We start from the raw sequence: 20785 nt of genomic DNA, 5'->3' as shown, positions 1-20785 counted from the left end.
GCCGGTTCGTTCTTCGAGGAGACGGAACATGCTGATCCTGGCCTTGCTGCTCGCCCCCATTGCCGTCCCGCAAGCCGCGCCTGCCCAGGCGACGACCGCCTGCAAGGCCACCGATGCCAGCCTTCCCGCCGCGCTCGCGGGCTGGAGCATGCCGGGCGACGAACTGGTGGCGGACAAGGCGGTATCGCTTGATACCGTCGACGGCGCGACGCTGAAGGGCTTGCCGGCCGGGGCGAAGCCGGGCCGGGCGGCGATGATTGAGTTCCGCGTCGCCAATGCCGGCACCTATGGCATCGCGCTCGATCAGCCCGGCTGGCTCGATGTGCTACCCGGCGCGTCCGGCGGCAAGGCGCTGCCTTCGGTCGCGCATGGCTATGGGCCGGATTGCTCGACGATCCGCAAGATCGTGCGCTTCCGGCTTTCGCCCGGGAGCTATCGTGTATTCGCCAGCGGCCTGGCGCAGCCAAAGGCGAAGCTGATGCTCGTCGCGGGCGCCGCTCAGTAACGCAGCGTCAGCAGCAACGCCCCGACATGATCGGTCAGCCCGGCATTGCCGAACCGGGCGAAGCGGCGCTGGTGCATATACCCGATATCGGCGCTGAGCCGCCGGGCGAGCGGCACGGTAACGCCGGCGGAATGCCGCGCTCGCTCATGGCCGCGTCGCTGGCCCCAGCCGGTGGTGTTGAGGTTGAAGAAATCTTCGCGCCACAGGAACAGCCGGGCGTGGCGGCCTAGCGCCGTGCTCAGTCGCGCAAAGGGGCGCAGGCGGATCGCCGCTTCGGTGCCGCTGCGCTGAAACCGTTCCTCCAGCATCCCCCGCACATGCAGCGTGGATCCGGCATCGAAGGAAATCGACTGGCGCAGCCGCTCTTCGTTCGGCCGGGCTCCGTTGCGATCCCAGTCCTGCACATGGCGGTATCCCAGCCCCAGTCGCAGCCCGTGCGCCACCTGCTGGCGAAAGGCGATGCCGATCTGGGCGTTGGCGATGCCCTGCGCATTGTCCCCAAAGCGGGCGATCGACTCGAGCGATAGCTCGCCATGGAGTATGGGTTCGTTCGTTGCGGTCGTCGCCAGCCAAAGCTGCTCGTCGCTCTGCTGCGCATGCGCGGCACCGGGCAACAACAAGAAGGGCAGCAGGGCGCGATGCACGCCGCCGCCCTATCGCAGCACGTGGGGCGTGTCGCCCGCTATTTGCAGCTTGTTGCGCAACAAGAACGATAGTAGAACAAAGGTGGATCAGGGGGAGGCTTCACGATGTGGTGGATGGCGATTGGCTGGGCAATGACGGTGCCGCAATGCACGGCGGCCGATGCGGCGCTGCCGCCGCCGCTGGCCGGCTGGGCGCGTCAGGGCGAGGGGCTGGACACGCGCCATGCATTCACGCTTCCTACGCGCAACGGCGCGGCAGAGACGCGGGTCACCATCCGCAAGGCCGGTATCTTTGGCATCGCCACCGATCAGCCCGGATGGGTCGACGTCACCCGCAGCACCGGGCGCCGCCTGCGCATGGTGTCGCGCGATCCAGCGCGCCCGTGCGCGAAGATCGAAAAGATCGTGTATTATCGGCTCGCCCCGGGCATCTACCGCGTCTCAATCGGGAGACTGCAGGCGGCACGGGTGAAGCTGATGCTGGTTCGCGGCGAGCGCATGAGAGGGTTTGCCCGCAGCGGCCGGGTCGGCTAGGCGGGCGCGATCGTGCCATCAGAAGGTTCCACCCCATGAAGTTCTTTGCCGACACCGCCATCATCGATGACATTCGCGACCTGGCGGATGCCGGTCTGCTTGACGGCGTCACCACCAACCCGTCGCTGATCGCCAAGTCCGGCCGCAACTTCCTGGAAGTGGTGGCGGAGATCTGCGGCATTGTCGAAGGCCCGGTTTCGGCCGAAGTGGTCGCGCTCGACTATGCGGGCATGATGCGCGAGGCAGAGATCGTGCGGAAGATCGCCGATAATGTTGCGGTAAAGCTGCCGCTGACGATTGACGGCCTCAAGGCGTGCAAGTCGCTGAGCGACGACGGCACCATGGTCAACGTCACGCTCTGCTTCTCGGCCAACCAGGCGCTGCTCGCCGCGAAGGCCGGCGCGACCTTCATCTCGCCCTTTGTCGGCCGGCATGACGATATCGGCTTCGACGGCATGGATCTGATCGAAGATATCCGCCTGATCTACGACAATTATGATTTCGCCACCGAAATCCTCGTCGCCAGCGTGCGCCATCCGGTCCACGTGCTGCAGGCCGCAAAGATCGGCGCCGATGTGATGACCGCGCCGCCGGCGGTGATCAAGCAGCTCGTCAAGCACCCGCTGACCGACAAGGGCATCGAAGCGTTCATGGCCGATTGGGCCAAGACCGGCCAGACGATCGCCTGACCAGCGTTTCATGTTCCCCTCCCGCTCGCGGGAGGGGTTCGGGGAGGACTGACGTGGAGACAGATATGCCACGGGTCGGCTCCTTCCCCTCCAGCAACCTTTGCCGTTTGCGGGAGGGGAGCGCAGGTGGCGATGGCAGAGCGCTCTCCATGGACGGGTTGCTGCCATGACCGAGCTCCCCCTCCCGCGCCGCTTCGCCGAGCATCTGGGCCGCGACCGCCGGCGTTCGATCCACACCATCCGCGCCTATGAAGCAACTGCGATCCGGCTGCTGGCCTTCCTGCAGGACCATTGGGGCGGCCCAATCGCACCGGATGCGCTCGGCAAGGTCGGCGCTGCCGATCTCCGCGCCTATCTGGCGCGTCGGCGCGAGGAGGGCCTTTCCAACACTTCCGCCGCGCGGGAGCTTTCCGCGGTGCGCGCCTTTCTGAAGTTTGCCGGCGGCGACGATGTGCAGATGCCAAGGGTGCGGGGCCCCCGGATCAAGAAGGGATTGCCGCGCCCGATCGCCCCGCACGAAGCGGTGGCGCTTGCCGAATGGGCATCGGACGAAGCAAGCGAGCCGTGGATCGCGGCGCGCGATTGGGCGGTGTTGCTGCTCCTCTACGGCGCCGGCCTGCGTATCGGCGAGGCGGTGGCGCTCACCGGCGCGGTGCTGCCGCTGGGCACGACGCTGCGCGTAACCGGCAAGCGCGACAAGACCCGCGACGTGCCGCTGCTACCGCAGGTGCGCGCGGCGATCGAGGCCTATGTCGCCGTCTGTCCCTGGGGCACCGCGCGCGATTTGCCGCTGTTCCGCGGCGCCAAGGGCGGGCAGTTGCCGCCTGGCGCGATCCGCAAGGCGGTTCGGTCGGCGCGGACCAGCCTGGGGCTTTCGGACCGTACCACGCCGCATGCCCTGCGCCACAGCTTCGCCACGCACTTGTTGGGGCGCGGTGCCGATCTGCGCGCGCTGCAGGAACTGCTCGGCCATGCCAGCCTCAGCTCGACCCAGGTCTACACCGAAGTCGACGCCGCGCACATTCTCGACGTGTATCGCGCTGCCCATCCGCGGGCATGACGATCAGGCGGTTTCCCGAGGCTTCCAGGTAAGCACCCGCCAGACATAGAATACAAGCATCGCGCCGACGCAGATCAGGATCGCAGGGGTGACGAACCGGTCGATTTCCTCGACCGCATGGCCGAGCCCGTAGCCCACGCCGACCAGCGCCGCGTTCCAGATCGCGCTGCCCGCCGCAGTATAGGCGCAAAACCGCCAAAAGGGCATGCGCATCAGCCCGGCCGGTAGCGAGATGATCGTGCGACCGAACGGCATGAAGCGGAATACGAAGATGGTCGGGCCGCCCCAGCGATCGAAATAGCCCTTGAACCGCTCGACATCGTGCCATTCCACGGTGAGCCAGCGGCCCCAGCGCGCCACGAACGGCTGCAGCCGCTCATAGCCGAGCCGCCGTCCGATCTCCCACCAGAACAGGTTGCCGATGACGGTGCCGAGCGTGCCGACCAGCACCAGCAACGCCGGATCGAACCTACCACGTGCCGCACCGATACCGGCGATGCCCATGATTGCTTCGGACGGCACTGGCGGGATCACGTTTTCGAGCATCATCAGCAGGAAAATGCCCCAATAGCCCCAGGCGAGCATGGCTCCCATCGCGTCAGGCGCCGCTCAGCCGCGCCCCGCGACGCGATGTTCGATCGCGTCCCAGATCATACCCGCCGTGTCGGTGCCGTTGAACCGGTCGATCGCGACGATGCCCGTGGGCGAAGTGACGTTGATTTCGGTCAGCCATTGCCCCCCGATAACGTCGATGCCGACGAAAAGGAGCCCGCGGCGCTTCAGTTCCGGCCCCAGCACGGCGCAGATTTCCTTCTCCCGGTCGGTAAGCTCGGTCTTCGCGGCCGATCCGCCGACGGCCAGGTTGGAGCGGATCTCGCCTTCGCCCGGCAGCCGGTTGATCGCTCCGGCGACCTCGCCGTCAACCAGCACGATGCGCTTGTCGCCCTTGACGATGTCGGGAAGGAAGGCCTGCACCATGTGCGGCTCGCGATAGGCCGTATTGAACACCTCGATCAGCGACGAGAGGTTGGCGCCGTCGCGGCCGATCTTGAAGATCGCCTTGCCGCCATTGCCGTGCAGCGGCTTCACGACGATCTCGCCATGCTCGGCCAGGAATGCGCGCGCTTCTTCGACCGAGCGGGTGACGAGCGTCGGCGGCATGAACTGCGCGAAATCGAGCACCCACACCTTTTCCGGCGCGTTGCGGACGTGCGCGGGATCGTTCACCACCAGCGTACGGTCCGAAATGCGCTCCAGCAGGTGCGTCGCGGTGATGTAGCCCAGGTCGAAGGGCGGATCCTGGCGCATCAGCACCACATCAGCCTCGTTGCCCAAATCGAGCTTCACCGGATCGCCGAAGCGGAAATGGTCGCCATCGACGCGCCGCACGGTCACCGGATGCGCCTTGGTCCAGACGCGGCCGTCGCGGTAGTTCAGATCCTCCGGGGCGTAATGGAACAGCCGGTGGCCGCGCGCCTGGCCGGCAAGCATCAGCGCGAAGCTCGAATCGCCGGCGATGTTGATCGAATCGAGCGGGTCCATCTGCACGGCGACGGTGAGCGACATTGGGCCTCCTTGAGGGGATGCTATAGGTGACTTAGCTGAATAAGTCACCCCATCCAGGCGTTCTCGATATGGCGAGGCAGCGTGCGCGGGGCAATGAGGATCACGTCGACACGAATATCGTCGCCCGGCCCGGCATAGCGCGGCATCAGCAGTTCGGCGGCGGCGGCGACGCGCGACAGGCGGTGTTCGTCGATGGCGTAATCGAGTTCGGCGGCAGATTTGCGCGTCTTCACCTCTACAAAGGCGACAAGGTTGCCGCGCCGCGCGACGATGTCGACTTCGCCGGCGGGGGTGCGCACACGCTGGTCCAGGATGCGCCAGCCCCGCAGCCACAGCCACCAGGCGGCGCGGCGCTCGCCCTCGCGACCGCGGACCTCGGCGGCGCGGCGGTCCCTCACGCCTTCAATTCCATCGCGCGGGCATAAAGCGCTTTGCGATCGAGCCCCAGCTTCCTGGCGACCTCCCCCGCCGCTTTGGACGCGGGCAGGCGGGTGAGCGCCTCTACGAGCGCGGCTTCGGCATCCTCCTCGGTGGCGGGCGGCGCCTCGCCCGGAGGGCCCACGATGATGACGATCTCGCCCCTGGGCGGCGCTTCGGCATAACGGGCGGCGAGAGTGGTGAGCGTGCCGGTGACGCACTCCTCGAACTTCTTGGTGATCTCGCGCGCCACCCCTGCGTCGCGGTCGCCCAAACCCTCGGCAAGCGCGGCCAGGCAGGCGGAGAGGCGCGGGCCCGATTCGTACAGCACCAGTGTCGCCTTGATCGCCGCCACTTCCGCGATGGCTTCCGCCCGCGCATGCGCCTTGCTCGGCAGGAAGCCGAGGAAGAAGAAGCGATCGGTGGGCAGCCCCGCTAGGGTGAGGGCGGCGATCGCGGCGCAGGGGCCGGGGATGGTCACCACGGTGTGGCCCGCCTCGCGCGCGTCCCGCACCAGCTTATAGCCCGGATCGGAGATCAGCGGCGTGCCCGCATCGGACACCAGCGCCACCGCCTCGCTCGCCATCCGCGCGATCAGGCCGGGGCGAACCGCGTCGGCATTATGATCGTGATAGGGTTGCATCGGCCGCTTCACGCCGATGTGGCGGAGCAACCCGGCGGTCACACGGCTGTCTTCCACTGCAACCACATCGGCTTGTGAGAGTATCATGCTGGCGCGCGGCGACAGGTCACCGAGATTGCCGATCGGGGTGGCGACGATATAGAGGCCGGGCGCAAGCGTGTTTTCCATCGGGGAGTGTCATGGCAGAGGGTAGCGGCAGATCGCAACCGGGGCGCTTCGCTCCTTTTCGTTGGGCCGTTGCCGGTCTTGCCCTGCTGGCCAGCGCGTGCGTGGCGCCGCGCGGCGGTCCGCCGCCGGTAACGACGGCACCGGCGGAGCGTCCGGCCGAACGCCCGACGCCGATCGCGCCTGGGCTGCCGCAGGATGTCGCTCGCCACCGCGTGGCGCTGCTGGTGCCGCTCAGCGGCAACAATGCCGGCCTCGGCAGATCGCTGCAGAACGCGACGCAGCTGGCGATACTCGATACGAACACCGATGCGATCCGCATAACCAGCTACGACACCGCCGGACCCGGCGGAGCCCAGGCGGCGGCCGAACGCGCCATCGCCGAGGGCAACAAGCTGATCCTCGGCCCCCTGCTCGCAGAGGATGCCCGAGCCGTGGCCCCCGCGGCGCGCAGAGCGCGGGTGCCGGTGCTCAGCTTCTCGAACGATTCGAGCGCGGCGGGTGGCGGCGTCTATCTGCTCGGCTATTCGCCCACGCAATCGATCGAGCGCGTCGTCGACTATGCCAAGGGCAACGGCATCACCAATTTTGCCGGGCTGATCCCCTCCGGCGTCTATGGTCAACGCGCCTCGACGGCGTTTCTGCGCGCGGTGGAAAGTGCCGGGGGCAAGGTGCTGGCAATGCAGAATTACGATGCGCGGCCGGGTTCGATGAACCAGGCGATCGCCAAGCTTGCGGGTGTTCCCTATCAGGCGATTCTGATCGCGGGCAGTGCGGGCACAGCGACGGTTGCGGTGCCGGTGCTTCGGCGCTCCGCCAACGGCAAGGCGGCGCGGGTGCTCGGCACAGAGTTGTGGAACACCGATTCGGCGATCGCGAGTCGCCCGGTGCTCAACGGATCCTGGTTCGCCAGCGTGCCCGACGGGGTATACCGGCAATATGCAACCAAGTACCGGAGCCGCTTCGGCGCCGCGCCCTATCGCCTTTCAGCGCTCGGCTATGATGCGGTGTTGCTGACGGTGCGGATCGCGCGCGACTGGAAGAACGGCACCGATTTTCCCGCGGCGCAGCTTTCCGATCGCGATTTCGGCGGGGTCGATGGCGCGTTCCGCTTCGGCCGCGACGGCATCGCCGCCCGCGCGTTGGAAGTGCAGGAAGTGCGCGACGGCACGATCGTCACCGTATCGGCGGCACCGGCGAGCGCGCAGTGAAGCGGGGCGGGCTCGTATCGGCCCGTCATGCGGTGCCGACGGACGCTTAGATCACCAGTTCGCGCAGGATGGCTTCGAGGACGGGCATGCCCGCTTCGGTGATCCGAAGCCGTGCGCCCTGCCGCGCCGCCAGGCCCCGCCGGACCAGCCGATCCATGGCCCCCGCGTCTACCGGCGCGACACCGCCGGCGAGCTGGGCAATTCGTTCGAGATCGACGCCTTCGCCCAGCCTGAGCCCCATCAGCAGCGCTTCGACGCCGCGCTCCTCGAGCGCCAACGCGTCTTCGCGCTCGATGCCATGGCCGTTGCGATCGAGCGCGGCCAGCCAGTTTTCCGGCTTTTTGTGGCGCAGGGTCGCCAGGCCCTGGCGCCGGCCATGCGCGCCCGGGCCGACCCCGGCATAATCGCCGTAGCGCCAGTACGTGAGGTTGTGCCGGCTTTCTGCGCCGGGCTTGGCATGGTTCGATATTTCATAGGCGGGCAATCCCGCCGCGGCGGTGATCGCGCGGGTCGCTTCGAACAGGTCGGCGGCCGTGTCGCCGTCCGGGATCGTCAGCTGACCCTTGGCAGCCAGAGTGGCGAAGCGCGTGCCCGGCTCGATGGTGAGCTGATAGAGCGACAGATGCTCGGTTCCGAAGCCGAGCGCCCGCCGCAATTCCGCCTCCCATTCCGCCAGCGACTGGCCGGGCCGGGCATAGATCAGGTCGAAGCTGACGCGGGCGAAAGCATGCTGCGCGGTTTCCAGTGCCGCCAAACCTTCGTCGACCCCGTGCGCACGGCCAAGGAAACGCAGCGCCTCCTCGTCGAGCGCCTGTAGCCCCAACGACACTCGGTTCACGCCAGCGGCAGCGATGTCGGCGAACCGGGCGGCCTCGACAGAGGAGGGGTTGGCTTCCAGCGTGATCTCGATGCCATCCTCAAACGGCCAGGCCGCCGCCGCCGCGTCGATCACCGCGGCGACTGTGTCGGGCGGCATCAGCGAGGGCGTCCCGCCGCCGAAGAAGATCGATCCCAGGCGACGTCCCGGCAGCAGCGAGGCTTCCTGCGCGAGATCCGTAAGTAGCGCATCGCGCCACCGCGCCTGGTCCACCGTTTCGCGGACATGGCTGTTGAAGTCGCAATAGGGGCATTTGGACACGCAGAACGGCCAATGCACGTACAGTGCGAGCGGGGGGGCGGCGGCTGTCATGATCGGTGGGTAGCGGGAATCGAACGACTTTCAAAACTGGTTGCCAATCAAGTTTTTACCGCAGTGCAGCAGAAATTGGGCCCCACCGATCAGGCCCCAGTCCCTTTTCGTAAATCGGGTTCGAAGCGCAAACAGGGGCAGGTTGGAACGCTAAGGCGCCTCCCGCACCGGTATGTGCAAACAGTCATTTCTGGTGCGACCGGCAAACACACTACCAGCATGATTTAAGGCAGGAGCGGCGAGGGAACAAGGACGGAGACGCTTTGCCGCAATGCTTGTCGTCTGGCAGGCAACAGCGCCTTGTCGATCTTGGCCGCTGCGCCGCCGCTGCGCCCGGCGAGGTTGGGCACGCTGAAACGCATCGCCACGCCCAGCACCTGCGGCGCCTGCGAGAGCATCAACCCGTGCTCCTGCTGGAGCCACTGGATCATGCCCGTGCTAGCGGACTTCAGCGCTTCGTCGAGCGATCCAGCCTGGCCAATCACCATGATCTGGATCGGGGATTCCACCCGCTGCATCGCCACGCTGCGCCCTTTGATGACATAGACGGTGACTGTCACGTCCATCGATGTCTCCAGAGCATATTGTGCGCTCTCGCCGTCGCCCCGGAGTGCGTGGGCGCCGCGTTTACCAGTCGGGCAATCCTGAAATGGGCCAGCGAGAACCGGGTCGAGTGGCACTACATCGACCCCGGCAAGCCCCAGCAGAACGCGTTCATTGAATCGTTCAATGGGTCGCTGCGCGATGAACTGCTCAACGAGGAACTGTTTGACAGCCTGGTTGACGCCAGGCGGAAGCTGGCCGTCTGGCGCTACGACTACAACAACGTCAGGCCGCATTCGTCGCTGGGAAACCGAACACCGGCGCAAGCGCGCCGCGCGTTCCTGCAAGATGGGGGCGTCACGCCCGGCGCGCTTGTGCCGGTGGCCCAGCACGAATATCAAACCGGTGGACTCTCGTTATAACTGCGGGGACCAGCGGGGGGCAGGTCAGAGTGCTCGTATGACTGGTCGTAGAGCCCGAGACTTCCTGCACCACCAACGCCCTCGTCAAATGCGGCAAGCATCCCGGCTATCGACGATGCAACAAGGCGGCCTGCTGAACAGCCTTACAAACAGCCCGCGATCAGACGACGACCCATCGAATCGATACTACCGCTGCCGGCGACCCTCTCGAATGCCATGGAGAAGATAGTGCTCAAGCGGATTTGAGCCGCTCGCTGCCACGTCAGGATGAATTGCGAGGTAAGAGCACTCGTCAAACAGCTCTTGCCTTGAAAGCGATTGCTCTATTTTGTGCATCTTCAATCGGTGCGGCAACAGATACCACCATGCTGGAGCTGCGAGTATAGACGCGTTAACTTTGAGGAGCCAATCGACTCTGCCCAGGCGCGCTTCAGATTCCGCTAAGGCGCCATCGCGTTCTCGGGCCAATTGATCGCAGAGCCGCTGCGATTCGTAGGCGGCATTATGAAGTGCTAAAATCTGTTCCGATAATTTATTAATCTCATTAATCGCGGCAGCCTCACGAATTTCCAACACTAATAGCTCTTCACGGAGAAGTTCCATTCCACGATGGACATCGTCGTACTTAACTAATAGTATATCCAGCTTCTCTTGAAGAAATTTGGCTGAACCTCGCGCAATATCAAGGGCGTCTGCAAGGTTTTTCTGCTCGTGTTCAGCAGCCTCCCTCCGACCACGCTCCGCTTCCGCCTCGGCACGCGCTCGAGTAAATAATTGACTTCGCTCCCACTGCACCAGTTGCAACTCAGCTGATTGACTTTGACTCCGAAGAGCGACATCCGCCTGAGCTACCACCGCCCTTTGGCTGGTCTCTAATTCGGCCTCAAGCTGTCGAATTCTCGCCAGACCAGCACCTGATTGCCCAGGAACCGGCCCTCCCACAATGCCGATCTGAGCAAATGCAGCCGACGCTGCATCAAACTTATTTCTGATTTGGTCTAGTCGCCTTCGCCCTTCAGAGGTCTCACCTTCGACGCTCCACCGACAAAGAATCGAAAACACTTCGCTCGCCCAAGCATGGACTTCGTCTTTAATTGGCTTTTGTTCAAACTTCGTCGAGAAATGACGGTGCCGAACCGTCAGAAAGCCGGTGATCTCCGCTTCCACTGCAGGACATCGATTGGGGAATCTGATGCCCAAGCGGTCTTCCATTCTTTTCACGACCGCTTCCCAATCTTCCAAAAGGTCATCATATCTGCAAAACGCCCGAATAATCCCACGACTACCATGTTCAGCGTCGAGCGTGTACCTGAGCCAGAGCAGGTGAGCGTAACCGCTCACGATCAAATCGCGCTGCTGAAGCGAGCTGGCGACCTCTTCAGGGGATCTAATTGGTAGTAGGGCGCGAGTTTCGATATCCTCTGATTGCATAGCAAGGAACCAAAATCGCGATAGTCTGCAGATTCTTGGATCCTTTAGTACAATGAGGGGGTAGGACTCGTACTCCTGGCGCAGAAGAGTGCGTGCGCGACCTAGGAATTCCGCGCTTTCCGAGGAATCCACCGATGCCAAAGAGAGTGGCCGCCAATCATCCCAACGAGAGCCCGCCGACGCAAGCAGTTCCTCGTTGAAGGAGACGACCGCGCTGGGCTCCCAGTGCCCCGTTTCATTCGAATCGGCCGGTCCAATTAGATCGTTCGGGAGATGAGCACCAAGCAGATTGAGGGCCCTCGTCAATGCGCTTGTGCCAGACCGATGCATGCCAAGTATGATAATGCCCAGCCGGCTACTAGACCGCGCGCCCGCTCTATCGCTGCTCACAGCGCGCTCAACTCCTTACTCCAAGTAAATGTATGTTCACACTTTTGTACCAAACGTCCTAGACGTTCAACGAACGCAATATGATAAACCTTAGGTTCCATGCCAGCTTGCCAAAGCCTCCTCGGCGTTCGAGATCACTTTTGATCTTTGCGTTAGAGTGGATTGCATCGGCGATAGATTACCTCTCAGTCTGATCCTGGTTCGGCATTCCTGTCGGAGGAGGAGACCGGCATGGATGTATCATTCTTTATAGATCGATTCGCGTGTTCGGTTTATGGCTGCGCGTCACGGCGGACTCAGCTGTCGAACCGCGGCAAGATGTTTGTGGCACGCAATCCGAAAAGGGTCACACGCTGAAACGCTCGGACAGAGCGAGCAGGTCACCGTGGCAACCGACGCAAACAACAAACAATTTGAGTAGCGTGCTGCTTGCCTCATGAGAGCCGTGCAGTCACCTGCCGCGCCTGTTGGAGCGGAGCCGCACCAGCATCGGTCGTGAGCCGATCGATCGCGTCATCGCGAACAATGATAGCGAGTAAGATAGTACGCGCAGCTGCAAAATCTCCATCTCGCTTCCACTTCGACATTGACAAACTCTTCCCGGACTCGCCCCGCGGTTTAATCAGGCCCCAGGCAGGATATCACCTGAGAGTGCCTACTGGGAGGCCTAAAGCCTCTTCGGAGGCCGTTAGCACCTCTTCGACCGTAATACTCGTCAGGCACAACGCTTCCTTGCCGCAGAGTACGACATCGTTGAGGGCGCAGCCCGCGCAGGGAACGCGCTTGCTCACGATCACACCAGACCCATCCTGCCCCCATTCGTTCCAGTTGAGGCGCCCCACGTGCAGGCTCACCGTGGGAACACCGCGAACGGCGGCAAGATGCTTCGGACCGGAGTCGTTCGCGATAACCAGTCCCGCACTGGACAGGATTGCATCGAAGCTGGCCGGTGGCATCTTATCGCACAAGTGCAGGCCGTCCTGCACGATTTGGCTGGCCACCTTGCTCTTCGAATCTGCGTCGTCAAAAAACATGACGACCTGCAATATGGTCTTTTCGAGCAGCCGCCGCGCTAGTTCCACATATTGCTGAAGGGGCCAGCGATTGATTGGATGCCGCGAGCCCGTATGAAGAACGACGTACTTGCCGTGCTCAAGGCCGTACCCCGACAGGATGGCCGCACCCAATTCCACGCTGGGAACATTCTGCATCGCCGGTTGCGCCGCAATCGCCATCGCCTCGATCAGCATGGAAACTGTCTTGGCGTGCGAAACCTTTTCCAGAAGGTTTACCTTGTCACGCGAGCGAACGGAGATGCCAAAGTCAAGATAGGTGAACCGATCGGGATTGAAGCCGACCAAGACCTCCGCGGTGCAAAGTAGCAGGAGGGGCCGCGTTTCATCACCGGGCGAAAGATCGATAGCAAGATCGAAGCGGCCGCCGCTCAACATCTCGGCAAGACGCGCTTGTTCTGCCTCGCGCAGGCATCGCCTTTCCGTCGACGGATCATAGTCCAGGGCAACCGTCAGCACCCTGTCAGCGACGCCGCTAGCCTCGACGATGTCGCGCAGGCCAGGCTGGACCAGCGCAGTGATCGACGCCTCCGGAAACAGGGCGCGAAGCCGCGCAAAGGCGGGCAGCGATGCGGACACGTCGCCGAGTTGATCGGCCCGCACTGCCAGAATCGACTGGACTGGGCGGGAGAAGAGACTTCGACGTGCCGGACGGATCAGCGCAGGCAATCCCCGGACATAGGTATCGCAATCCTCGTCCGGGCGAGTCGAGGAAGGAACATACGCGTTCGACTGCGCAAGCTTTTCATCGTCTTTGAAGACGCCGACGTTCACGTACAGGCCGGCCGGCTCGATGCGCGTCCCTGCCTTGATGCTGAGCCAATGACGGCCAGGCGGCAACCGAGCACTGTCGAACCAGAGATTGAAGACCTGTAGCTTCAATGCGCGGTTGAGCTGGGCGGGCCGAGTGGCGACACGCATGAGCAGTTGCTCACCCACGCCCGAGCCGGACCACAGCTCGACATGATCCACGGGCATGACCGACAGGACCCGTCCCCTCAGCGCAACGACCCCGCAGAGCAGCGGTTCAGGAACGCCGTCGCGTTCCATGGTCATTGCTCCGACTTGGTCGAGCTTCACCGCCGCAATGGCGCCACCGGCAAGCCGACGGGGTACGCCGGAGGTATTGCCAAGCGTGCCCAGCATCGCCCTGGCATCTCCAGAATACCGCTTCACTCTTCGCGGCAATGCCGACGCCTGGACAGTGAGAGGCTGCACATCGATCGGTACGGGCAGCTCGCCCGCCTCCGCGGTCACGTGGAACGCGTGCCGGCGGAACCCCTCCAGCTTGTGCGCCTCAGCCGCTTCCGCCAGCGCGGCGGCACGATCCGCGACGCTACCCACCGAATGATAGGCGGACAGGGCGCCCTCAATATCACCAAACGCCCGCAAGCAATTACCGATCTGGATCTTCAGATCCTCGCGCCATGGCAACCAATCAATCGCTCGGCGATATTGATAGACCGCCTCAAGCCACTCGTTGCGCAGACGCGCCGCATCCCCCCGACGAGCGTAAGGGAGACCAAAGCGCAATCGGATAAGCTTCGCCATCCGCAGTGGCATCTTTGAAGCGGGCGGGCGGGCCGCGTTCCCGGCCGGCACGTTCCTGCTCACACGCCACGCCAGGCGATGAAGCCGAAGCAGGTTGCAGGAAAGCCGTCGACGGCCACCTTCAGATGCTGTGGCGCACCGAGCCAGTCCGTGATCGCACCGGGGAGGTCGTGATGGAAGGGCGGCAGATCGATGAAGCGATCGAAAGGCTTGTCCCCAAGCGAAAAATCGAGCGGCGCCACGCGGTGGCCCTCCGCAACCAACCGGCCGGCCAACTGCTCGAAATGGTGGCGCTGGAAAAGAACGGTTCCCCAATTGTCGATCGTCGGACCGTCGGGATTGATATTAAACTCCGTCGTATGTACGCTGACCCCGCCGACCTTCAATACTTTGAGCGAATTCCTGATGAAGTCGAGCCCCTTTTGAATGGAACCGAGATGCTCTAGCGCACACACCGACCAGCAAAAGTCATAATCCTGTAGGTCGGCGGGAATAGAATTCATATCGACATAGCGGAGACTTACCTTCTCGTCGAAGGTCGCTCGATCAACAAGATGTGCATGGTAAGCCAGCTCTAAGTTAGCAGTGTGCTGACTAGTTGTCGCCCAGCCTGCAGCTTGGGCACGGTCCGGCTCCATGTCGGTCATTGTCACATCAATGCCACGAGAGGCGAAATAGCTCGGCAGCGGCTCGACCCCGCACCCGAAACCAAGTCCCCGAGCGCCCGCGCGACGATGACCGTGCTCATGCAGCACTTGCAGTACGTACACCAACTCCCACACTTTGCGATGATAGGTCACCGGGATTTGGAGTTCGCGGCACCAGTAGGCGGACCAAGCGCTTTCGATGTCCGCCTGAATCGATGTCTTGCACGGCAGGCCAAGATAGCCGGGCTCTTGGTCCCCCGACGGAAGCGGCGTTACCTCCGACAGCCTACGCGCAAGATCGTAGCCTAAGGTCTTGATATTCAGATAGGCGAGCGGCAAGTTCTTCACGAGCTCTGAAAGCGCATTGATGTTCGGCCGAGACTGCTCGTCGACAAGACTGAGCAGCAGCTTCATCTTCTCGCGGTCGGTCGACGTCAGCTTAGCAGTCATAGATCAAATCTTTCGACACAGTACGTGAGTTGCAACGGTTACGGACGTGCGCTGACATTATAGCCAGCGGGAAGTTCGACGCGCGATAAAACCGGCCGCGCCGGGCTCGCAGTCAAACTCTGGTCGGTGAGGCGCCAACCGTAATCGAGCGACATCGTGGCCCTTTGACAACATGTTGAGGGAAAGCCGCTCCAGAGCGGCGCGACTAAAGCCTGGACCATAGGCCCCGGTGCCGACGACATGCACTGCCAGACCCGATGGCCGCAAGCAACCGAAGGAGGACTCGATCATGCGCTGCACTGCGTCCGGATCCAGCCCGGGTTCGAGCCAGGCCGAACATACGAAATCGAAGTCGAGCAGGTCACCTTGATGAAGTGCCTGTTGCAGATCCGCCCCCTCCGAAGGCGACGCTCCGCCACTGCGAACGGTCAGGGCGCAGCCCTGTGCTGCCAGCAGCGCAGCGAGGTGGTCGCTGTTGCTGCCAACCAGCAGACCGCGCGCACCTGCCTGAGCCATCTCGAAGACAGCGAGCGCCTGCCACTGATACACGGCGGACCAGGCCGCAAGTTCGTCCGCACCGCCCAGGCCAAGCGCGCGTCGCTGCTGTTCGAAGATGGGTTCGTCTAGTTGCGCGCGGGTCGCGATTTGCGACGTCGGCGCGCCCAGTGTCGGCGCCTCGACTGCGATAATGTGCGCCGCCTTCTTGAAACCGGTGAAGTTGCCGAACCGCGTCGGTGCGCCGTCGCCACGATCCTCCAGATCGATCGCCGTCTCGTCGTACAATCGCTCAACCGTGACGCGCAGATCGCTGGCGGACGCATCGGTCTGTCCGGCGACCAGCCCCATCAAGGCATAGCGCGCGGAGCGAAACGCCTCGAACGTTACTTGGACGTGCCCGCCATTTTGTGCGAGCCGATTGAGCTGGATGCGCTCACTCGTCACCATCGAAGCTACCGACCCCGGCTCGTCCGGCAACAGATGCACGCGCAGCACGAGCGTCCCCTGCTTGGCCTCGAGATCGGGAAGATGAATGGCGAAATTTGCCCTGCCCCGGGCTAGCCGCACATACTCGGTGTGGAACGCGTAGGTCGGATCGGCGTTCGGCGTAGCGCCGCCGATGCCTTTGATAACGCTGGCTGTGTGGCCATGAAACGAGAACGGATCGAGGACCGCCGGCGCTGAACCTCCACTGGACATAAGCTTGTTCATCAACTCCGTTCGGCCCTCGGCGGGACGCGTGGGCAGCGACCCGCCGTACGGCCAACTACCGCAAGGTCCCACCAGCGCCAGTGCCGATCAGAAGCTCGTCGTTCCGACCGGCTAGACCAGCGCCCAACTCAGGAAGCGTGCTCACGCACACCCGCAGCGATCAACCAGCTGATCGAGTATACCAGCAGCGTTGCAATAAGCACCGTCAGCGTGACTCGCCACCGTTCGGGGTACAGGCTCTTTACCGGCGTATTTGGCTCCACGACGTGAACTACATAGAGCTGCTGCCGCTGTGCCTGTTCGCGTGCCAAGGCAAGGGCCGCTGCCGCCGCCTCATACCGCTTTGCGAGAAACTCCTGCTGCAACTTGAGCTGCTCATATCCGCCGATATCCGTCGCGATTGCGTCGCTAGGCCCCGTGAGCTTGGCTGACGCCGCGCTGACCTGCCCTTCAAGTGCAGCCACCGTCGCCACCATGGCACGATACTGGGGGCTGGATGGACTGATGCTTCCGCGCATCACATTGAGCTGGGCACGCGCCGCCGCAAGGCGCTCGTTCAGGCCGCTGACCAGCGCAATTTGCGCCCGCCCCGTAATGAGCGGATCGATATCGGACCGCGATTGGCGGAACTGCGTCATTCGGCCCTGAACATCCGCCAGGTTCTTCTCAGCCGCCGCAAACTGCTGCTTCGCCAGCGCGATAGAGTCGTTGTAGCTGCGCTGGTTCAGCTCGTTCACGCGCGCCTCGCCCAAGCGCAACAGCTTGCGGACGAGGTCGTAGGAATCCTGCGGACGAAAGCTGCGCACGCTCAGCGTCGTGATCCCGGTCTCGGTGCTGTACGAAACGGTCACCATGCGCTGATAATAACGCAGCAGGCTTTCCGGGGTCAGGCTCCTGGTGTCCAGCCGACTGAAGAAGTCGACGCCCGGTAGGCTGTAGCGTTCCACCAGACGATCATGCGTCTTCAGCGCGGCAACAGCGTCATGCGAAGAGAGGTAGTCGGCAACACTCATTGCCTCGCTCTGCGAGGACGTGGCGCCACCTGCCAGACTGATGATCTGACCCAGCCCACCGTTGAGCGCCGGTGCCGCAGGCGACTCCGTGCTTCGCACGAGGAAATGCGCCTCGGAGGAATATTGGTCGGACGCAAAGCCAAACAGATAGACTGCCGTCACAGTTACCGGCGCAACCACTACGACAAAGAAAAGATAATGCGCCTTTATCCATTCAATTGAACGTCGAAGTGCCGAAGCACGATGCTTCTCACCAATTGTAGCGGGCTGTATGATACCATGCATATTCATGCAAGATTGCCTTGTTCAAGCGTTCAAATTTTTAGCGGAGATGAAGCCGCTTGCGGCATCTTGAAATAAACACAAGCCCGAGCCAGGTCTGGATTGCGCATACCGCGATCAAATACCCACCATCGAAATAATCGAGCTTGGCACTGTTGAACTGTCCATAGCGAGCGAGTTCAAAAATATGCGGGAGCGGGAAATAAAGAACGACCGTACGGTATGGTTCAGGAATCCAGGACACTTGGATGAAAGCACAAGAGATCGGTATCATGAAGTATGCATAGGGGTGAACAAGCCGTTCCAACGTGCGATTGTCGTGCGTTGTGCTCGCGATGATCATGGATTGACTCCATGAGCACCAGAACATCGCGACAATAGCCAGGAAGAGGTAAAGCGGCCGGGCCGGAAGCGCCATGAGACCTACGCCCCACAACAGCGCAGACAACAGTATATAGGTCGTAAAGGTGCCGGCCGCTTCGAGAATGGAGCGGGCAAGAACCACATCGAAGATCGTCACCATGCGATGGTAGAGCAGCACGGCACTGCTTTCGACGATGCCCTCCGAGCGGTTCACGATCTGTCGAAACATGATGAATGTCGTGTAACCGAGCACCGTGAAGGCAAGCGGCTTGATGTCGCTGCCATATTCGGTGTGTCCGCTACGATGGAGTAGCGCCATCACGCTGGCGAGGATCATCGGTTCCGCGAAGAGCCACAGATATCCGATATTGTCGCGGCCGTAGCGCGTGTGCAGTTCGCGCATGATGATAGCGCCGATCACGCGCCCCTGCACGGACAAACCTCGCAGGAGCGAACCCCCGCCTCGGCCGCTGGCGATCACAGGTCCCATTGGGGCAACTCAATCCTACGCATTTTGATACCTATCGGGACATGCTGCCGGCCACCATGCCGCCACGCCCGCTGCGAATCCCGATAGCGCCCTACCAGTGCCGTGTCGATGGCTGCACCGCGCGGGTCCGTCAGGCCGATATTTTTACATCGCGTATATTACGGACCGGCGCCACGCCCACCTTCGACCCTTGTGCCAAAACCCCGTTAAACAACGGGCAGACGAAGAGCAAACCATTGTGAGAAAGCGCCTCGCGATTGTCGAGGCTGTGGGCAACTGAGCGCAGGAAGGTCGCCGCGTCGCGGAAGAAATAGACGCCGGCCGATGCGTGCGATGAAATGACCTTCTTCTCTGCTGTTCGCAGCACCGCTCCGTCGGGATCCAGCTCCGCATAGCTGTAAACAGGGTTCGACGACGGGAAGGTGAGCAACAACCCACCAGAATCCGGCGCACGGAAATAGTCAAGTGGATCCACGTCGTCGTCGAAGAGGATGTCCGCCAGATCGATGCAAAGCGGGCCGCCCCCATCGGCCAGGGCGACGCCGCACAGCGCGGTCAGCGCGGCGCCACCGGTGAAGGCACCCAGGAAAACGTGGCGGGATCCGGGATACCATTCGGCAAGGCGTTCGGCGGCGAACGTGCGCGACACAGGCGTATCGCGCAGCAGAAAGACGCAGTCCTTCGCCGAAACGGTGCCGTTCCGCCACCAACTCCGGCCCTCGATGGCACGTCGAAGGAGCGGCGCCCCGTCGACGATACGCTCTGCCCGTGTATCGCCGGCGCCCGTTTCGAAATCGGGGCCGGCTAGCGGGACGATGACCCGCATCAGCGTGCGTGCCGATCGAGATACGCTTCGAGATCCGGAGGCGTGCCGAGGCCCGACATCGCATTCGCCGGCACCTCATACACCCCGATGCGCGCACCGTTACGGATCATGTAGTTGTAAACCGGGCAAGTGTAGAACTCGTTATTCACGCGATCGTTGCGAGCGATCATGTCCACCGCAGCGTCGACGAAGTCGCGGCCTCGGCGGAATAGATAGATACCGACCGTGGCCAAATCCGAAATCGGCTTCTTTTCGGCCACTTCGGTCACAAGACCCTCGTCGTCGAGGCGTGCGAACGACCATTTGGGATCACGCGAAGGGTCACGGAAGACCAGGATCGAACCGTCCAACCCGCGCTTCAGGCAATCCTGGACATAGTCGTCGACAGAAAAGTCGACCAGCTGATCCGAATTGGCCACAAGCAGGGGTTGATCATTGTCAAACGCGGCCCGCGCGAGCAACAGCGTGCAGGCCGTTCCTTCGGTAAGCTGATCCACCTCGGTGAACTGCAGGCCAAGTCCCGAGAGCGTGGCCAGTTCTGCCTCGCACCGCCGTGCGTGCTCGCGGCGCAGCAACACCCGAACCGACGCGCCGCTAGGCGTTACATTGTTGATCACGTGGCGGATCATCGGCCGGCCGAGCACGTCGATGAACGGCTTCGGCTTCTCATACCCTGCCTTGGCGAAACGGCTACCCTCCCCCGCCGCGGGGATGACCACCTGAACCGTCGCCAGAGAAGGCGCCTCTGTCGTTCCCAGCGAACGCAGGATGCGACCCTCCTCATACTCCTCGATCTTCGTCGGCGAGTAGAAGCTATGATACGACGTTGCCGGAATCTCGATGCTACGGACGCTGCCGCCGCCGAGGATGATCTCGTTCAGCGCGGGTGCGATGTAATAGAGCCCCTGGTGGCTGGCGCCCGATTCGATGCACGCCTTAGCCGCGTCGATGAACGTCGCCGCCGTCTTGAAATAATAGAGTCCGCCCACCGCGTGCCGGCTGATGACGCGCTTCTCCGCAGCCTGCGCGACTTCGCCGTTTTCACCAAGGCTGACATAAGACCAGCGCGGGTGAACCGAGTCGAACGTCACGACGCCGGCGTCGCTGCCATGCTGCTGGAAGTCCTTGACGATCTGCTGGAGATCGTCGTCGATGATCTGGTCGCCGTTGGAAATAATCAGCGGCTGGTCGAGTTGAAGCTCGTCGATAGCCATCAGGCAGGTGCACAAGCTGCCCTTTGTCTCTGCACCAAGCTGAACGATTTTCGAACGCCCCTCGGTGATGATTTCCAGTGACCGATCGAGCGAGAAGGCCGCCGCATCCTCTCGACGGATCACGAAGAGGAAGCGCGGCTCCGGGTGAAGACGCTTCAGCCCTTCCACGACACGTTCGATCATCGGCCGACCAGCGACCTCCACCAGCGGCTTGGGGAAGTGGAAGTCCTCCTTCTTGAAGAAGGGCGACTGGGTTGC

20 protein-coding genes and 1 pseudogene are annotated in these 20785 nt (G+C 62.8%); 6 read left to right on the top strand and 15 right to left on the bottom strand.

Annotated features, from left to right (window positions below; genetic code table 11):
* Positions 1-28: 28 nt before the first annotated feature.
* Complete coding sequence (locus ACNFJ7_RS12115; RefSeq protein ID WP_019368997.1) at positions 29-505, top strand: hypothetical protein; 477 nt, start codon at positions 29-31, stop codon at positions 503-505.
* On the opposite strand, the gene ACNFJ7_RS12110 is transcribed toward ACNFJ7_RS12115, so the two are convergent.
* Positions 499-1149 carry a DUF2490 domain-containing protein gene (locus ACNFJ7_RS12110; RefSeq protein WP_019368996.1) on the bottom strand — a complete coding sequence of 217 codons (651 nt, stop codon included), beginning with the start codon at positions 1147-1149 and terminating at the stop codon, positions 499-501. The genes ACNFJ7_RS12115 and ACNFJ7_RS12110 overlap by 7 nt on opposite strands.
* Before the next feature lie 105 nt (positions 1150-1254).
* On the opposite strand from ACNFJ7_RS12110, the gene ACNFJ7_RS12105 reads away from it, so the two are divergent.
* The 3 genes from ACNFJ7_RS12105 (at position 1255) to ACNFJ7_RS12095 (ending at position 3432) form a co-directional block, all read left to right on the top strand.
* Positions 1255-1683 (top strand): hypothetical protein, encoded by a 429-nt coding sequence (locus tag ACNFJ7_RS12105; protein WP_026009052.1) that lies wholly within the window; start codon positions 1255-1257, stop codon positions 1681-1683.
* Positions 1684-1718: 35 nt separating this feature from the next.
* Complete coding sequence (gene fsa, locus ACNFJ7_RS12100; RefSeq protein ID WP_019368994.1) at positions 1719-2372, top strand: fructose-6-phosphate aldolase; 654 nt, start codon at positions 1719-1721, stop codon at positions 2370-2372.
* A 166-nt stretch (positions 2373-2538) separates the two neighbouring features.
* The gene (locus tag ACNFJ7_RS12095) at positions 2539-3432 is read left to right on the top strand and encodes a tyrosine recombinase XerC (RefSeq protein ID WP_019368993.1); all 894 of its coding nucleotides are present in this window, start codon (positions 2539-2541) and stop codon (positions 3430-3432) included.
* A gap of 3 nt (positions 3433-3435) precedes the next feature.
* Here the strand turns inward: ACNFJ7_RS12095 and ACNFJ7_RS12090 are convergent, their stop codons facing one another.
* From ACNFJ7_RS12090 to rsmI, 4 genes are read right to left on the bottom strand one after another with little or no spacing between them, the layout of a single operon-like run.
* Positions 3436-4026 (bottom strand): DedA family protein, encoded by a 591-nt coding sequence (locus ACNFJ7_RS12090; protein ID WP_037513342.1) that lies wholly within the window; start codon positions 4024-4026, stop codon positions 3436-3438.
* A 15-nt stretch (positions 4027-4041) separates the two neighbouring features.
* On the bottom strand, positions 4042-4998 hold the full coding sequence (gshB, locus tag ACNFJ7_RS12085) for a glutathione synthase (RefSeq protein ID WP_019368991.1): 957 nt from the start codon (positions 4996-4998) through the stop codon (positions 4042-4044).
* A gap of 44 nt (positions 4999-5042) precedes the next feature.
* Positions 5043-5396, bottom strand: a complete 354-nt coding sequence (locus tag ACNFJ7_RS12080) for a YraN family protein (protein ID WP_019368990.1) — start codon at positions 5394-5396, stop codon at positions 5043-5045.
* Positions 5393-6226, bottom strand: coding sequence for a 16S rRNA (cytidine(1402)-2'-O)-methyltransferase (gene rsmI, locus ACNFJ7_RS12075; RefSeq protein WP_019368989.1), 834 nt, complete (start codon positions 6224-6226; stop codon positions 5393-5395). Before rsmI ends, ACNFJ7_RS12080 begins: the two co-directional genes overlap by 4 nt.
* 11 nt (positions 6227-6237) lie before the next feature.
* Here rsmI and ACNFJ7_RS12070 point away from each other — a divergent pair, with 11 nt between their 5' ends.
* Complete coding sequence (locus ACNFJ7_RS12070; protein WP_026009051.1) at positions 6238-7434, top strand: penicillin-binding protein activator; 1197 nt, start codon at positions 6238-6240, stop codon at positions 7432-7434.
* A 46-nt stretch (positions 7435-7480) separates the two neighbouring features.
* On the opposite strand, the gene hemW is transcribed toward ACNFJ7_RS12070, so the two are convergent.
* Both hemW and ACNFJ7_RS12060 read right to left on the bottom strand, forming a co-directional pair.
* Positions 7481-8623, bottom strand: coding sequence for a radical SAM family heme chaperone HemW (gene hemW / locus ACNFJ7_RS12065; protein ID WP_019368987.1), 1143 nt, complete (start codon positions 8621-8623; stop codon positions 7481-7483).
* A gap of 224 nt (positions 8624-8847) precedes the next feature.
* Positions 8848-9189 (bottom strand): hypothetical protein, encoded by a 342-nt coding sequence (locus tag ACNFJ7_RS12060; RefSeq protein ID WP_026009050.1) that lies wholly within the window; start codon positions 9187-9189, stop codon positions 8848-8850.
* A gap of 51 nt (positions 9190-9240) precedes the next feature.
* Here ACNFJ7_RS12060 and ACNFJ7_RS12055 point away from each other — a divergent pair.
* Positions 9241-9588, top strand: a pseudogene (locus ACNFJ7_RS12055) (integrase core domain-containing protein); the annotation flags it as partial.
* A 186-nt stretch (positions 9589-9774) separates the two neighbouring features.
* Here the strand turns inward: ACNFJ7_RS12055 and ACNFJ7_RS12050 are convergent.
* The 8 genes from ACNFJ7_RS12050 to ACNFJ7_RS12015 form a co-directional block, all read right to left on the bottom strand.
* Positions 9775-11019: a hypothetical protein gene (locus ACNFJ7_RS12050; RefSeq protein WP_152997822.1), complete on the bottom strand. Its 1245-nt coding sequence runs from the start codon at positions 11017-11019 to the stop codon at positions 9775-9777.
* Between the two features lie 1031 nt (positions 11020-12050).
* On the bottom strand, positions 12051-14033 hold the full coding sequence (locus ACNFJ7_RS12045; protein ID WP_019368271.1) for a glycosyltransferase family 9 protein: 1983 nt from the start codon (positions 14031-14033) through the stop codon (positions 12051-12053).
* A 59-nt stretch (positions 14034-14092) separates the two neighbouring features.
* On the bottom strand, positions 14093-15130 hold the full coding sequence (locus ACNFJ7_RS12040) for a methyltransferase domain-containing protein (protein ID WP_019368272.1): 1038 nt from the start codon (positions 15128-15130) through the stop codon (positions 14093-14095).
* Positions 15131-15187: 57 nt separating this feature from the next.
* On the bottom strand, positions 15188-16339 hold the full coding sequence (locus tag ACNFJ7_RS12035; RefSeq protein WP_019368273.1) for a hypothetical protein: 1152 nt from the start codon (positions 16337-16339) through the stop codon (positions 15188-15190).
* 128 nt (positions 16340-16467) lie between these two features.
* A complete protein-coding gene (locus ACNFJ7_RS12030; protein ID WP_026008905.1) occupies positions 16468-17643 on the bottom strand; it encodes a hypothetical protein in 1176 nt (391 codons plus the stop codon).
* Between the two features lie 31 nt (positions 17644-17674).
* Complete coding sequence (locus ACNFJ7_RS12025; RefSeq protein ID WP_236704468.1) at positions 17675-18400, bottom strand: ABC transporter permease; 726 nt, start codon at positions 18398-18400, stop codon at positions 17675-17677.
* 217 nt (positions 18401-18617) lie between these two features.
* The gene (locus ACNFJ7_RS12020; RefSeq protein ID WP_019368276.1) at positions 18618-19313 is read right to left on the bottom strand and encodes a hypothetical protein; all 696 of its coding nucleotides are present in this window, start codon (positions 19311-19313) and stop codon (positions 18618-18620) included.
* Positions 19313-20710 (bottom strand): glycosyltransferase family 2 protein, encoded by a 1398-nt coding sequence (locus ACNFJ7_RS12015; protein ID WP_236704469.1) that lies wholly within the window; start codon positions 20708-20710, stop codon positions 19313-19315. The genes ACNFJ7_RS12020 and ACNFJ7_RS12015 overlap by 1 nt, the downstream gene beginning before the upstream one ends.
* Positions 20711-20785: the final 75 nt, after the last annotated feature.

Origin of the sequence: Sphingomonas sp. HT-1 (assembly GCF_048568905.1) — a bacterium.
Classification (GTDB): Bacteria; Pseudomonadota; Alphaproteobacteria; order Sphingomonadales; family Sphingomonadaceae; genus Sphingomonas.
The sequence above is the reverse complement of the archived record's forward strand: the minus strand, read 5'-3'. Positions and strand labels throughout refer to the sequence as shown.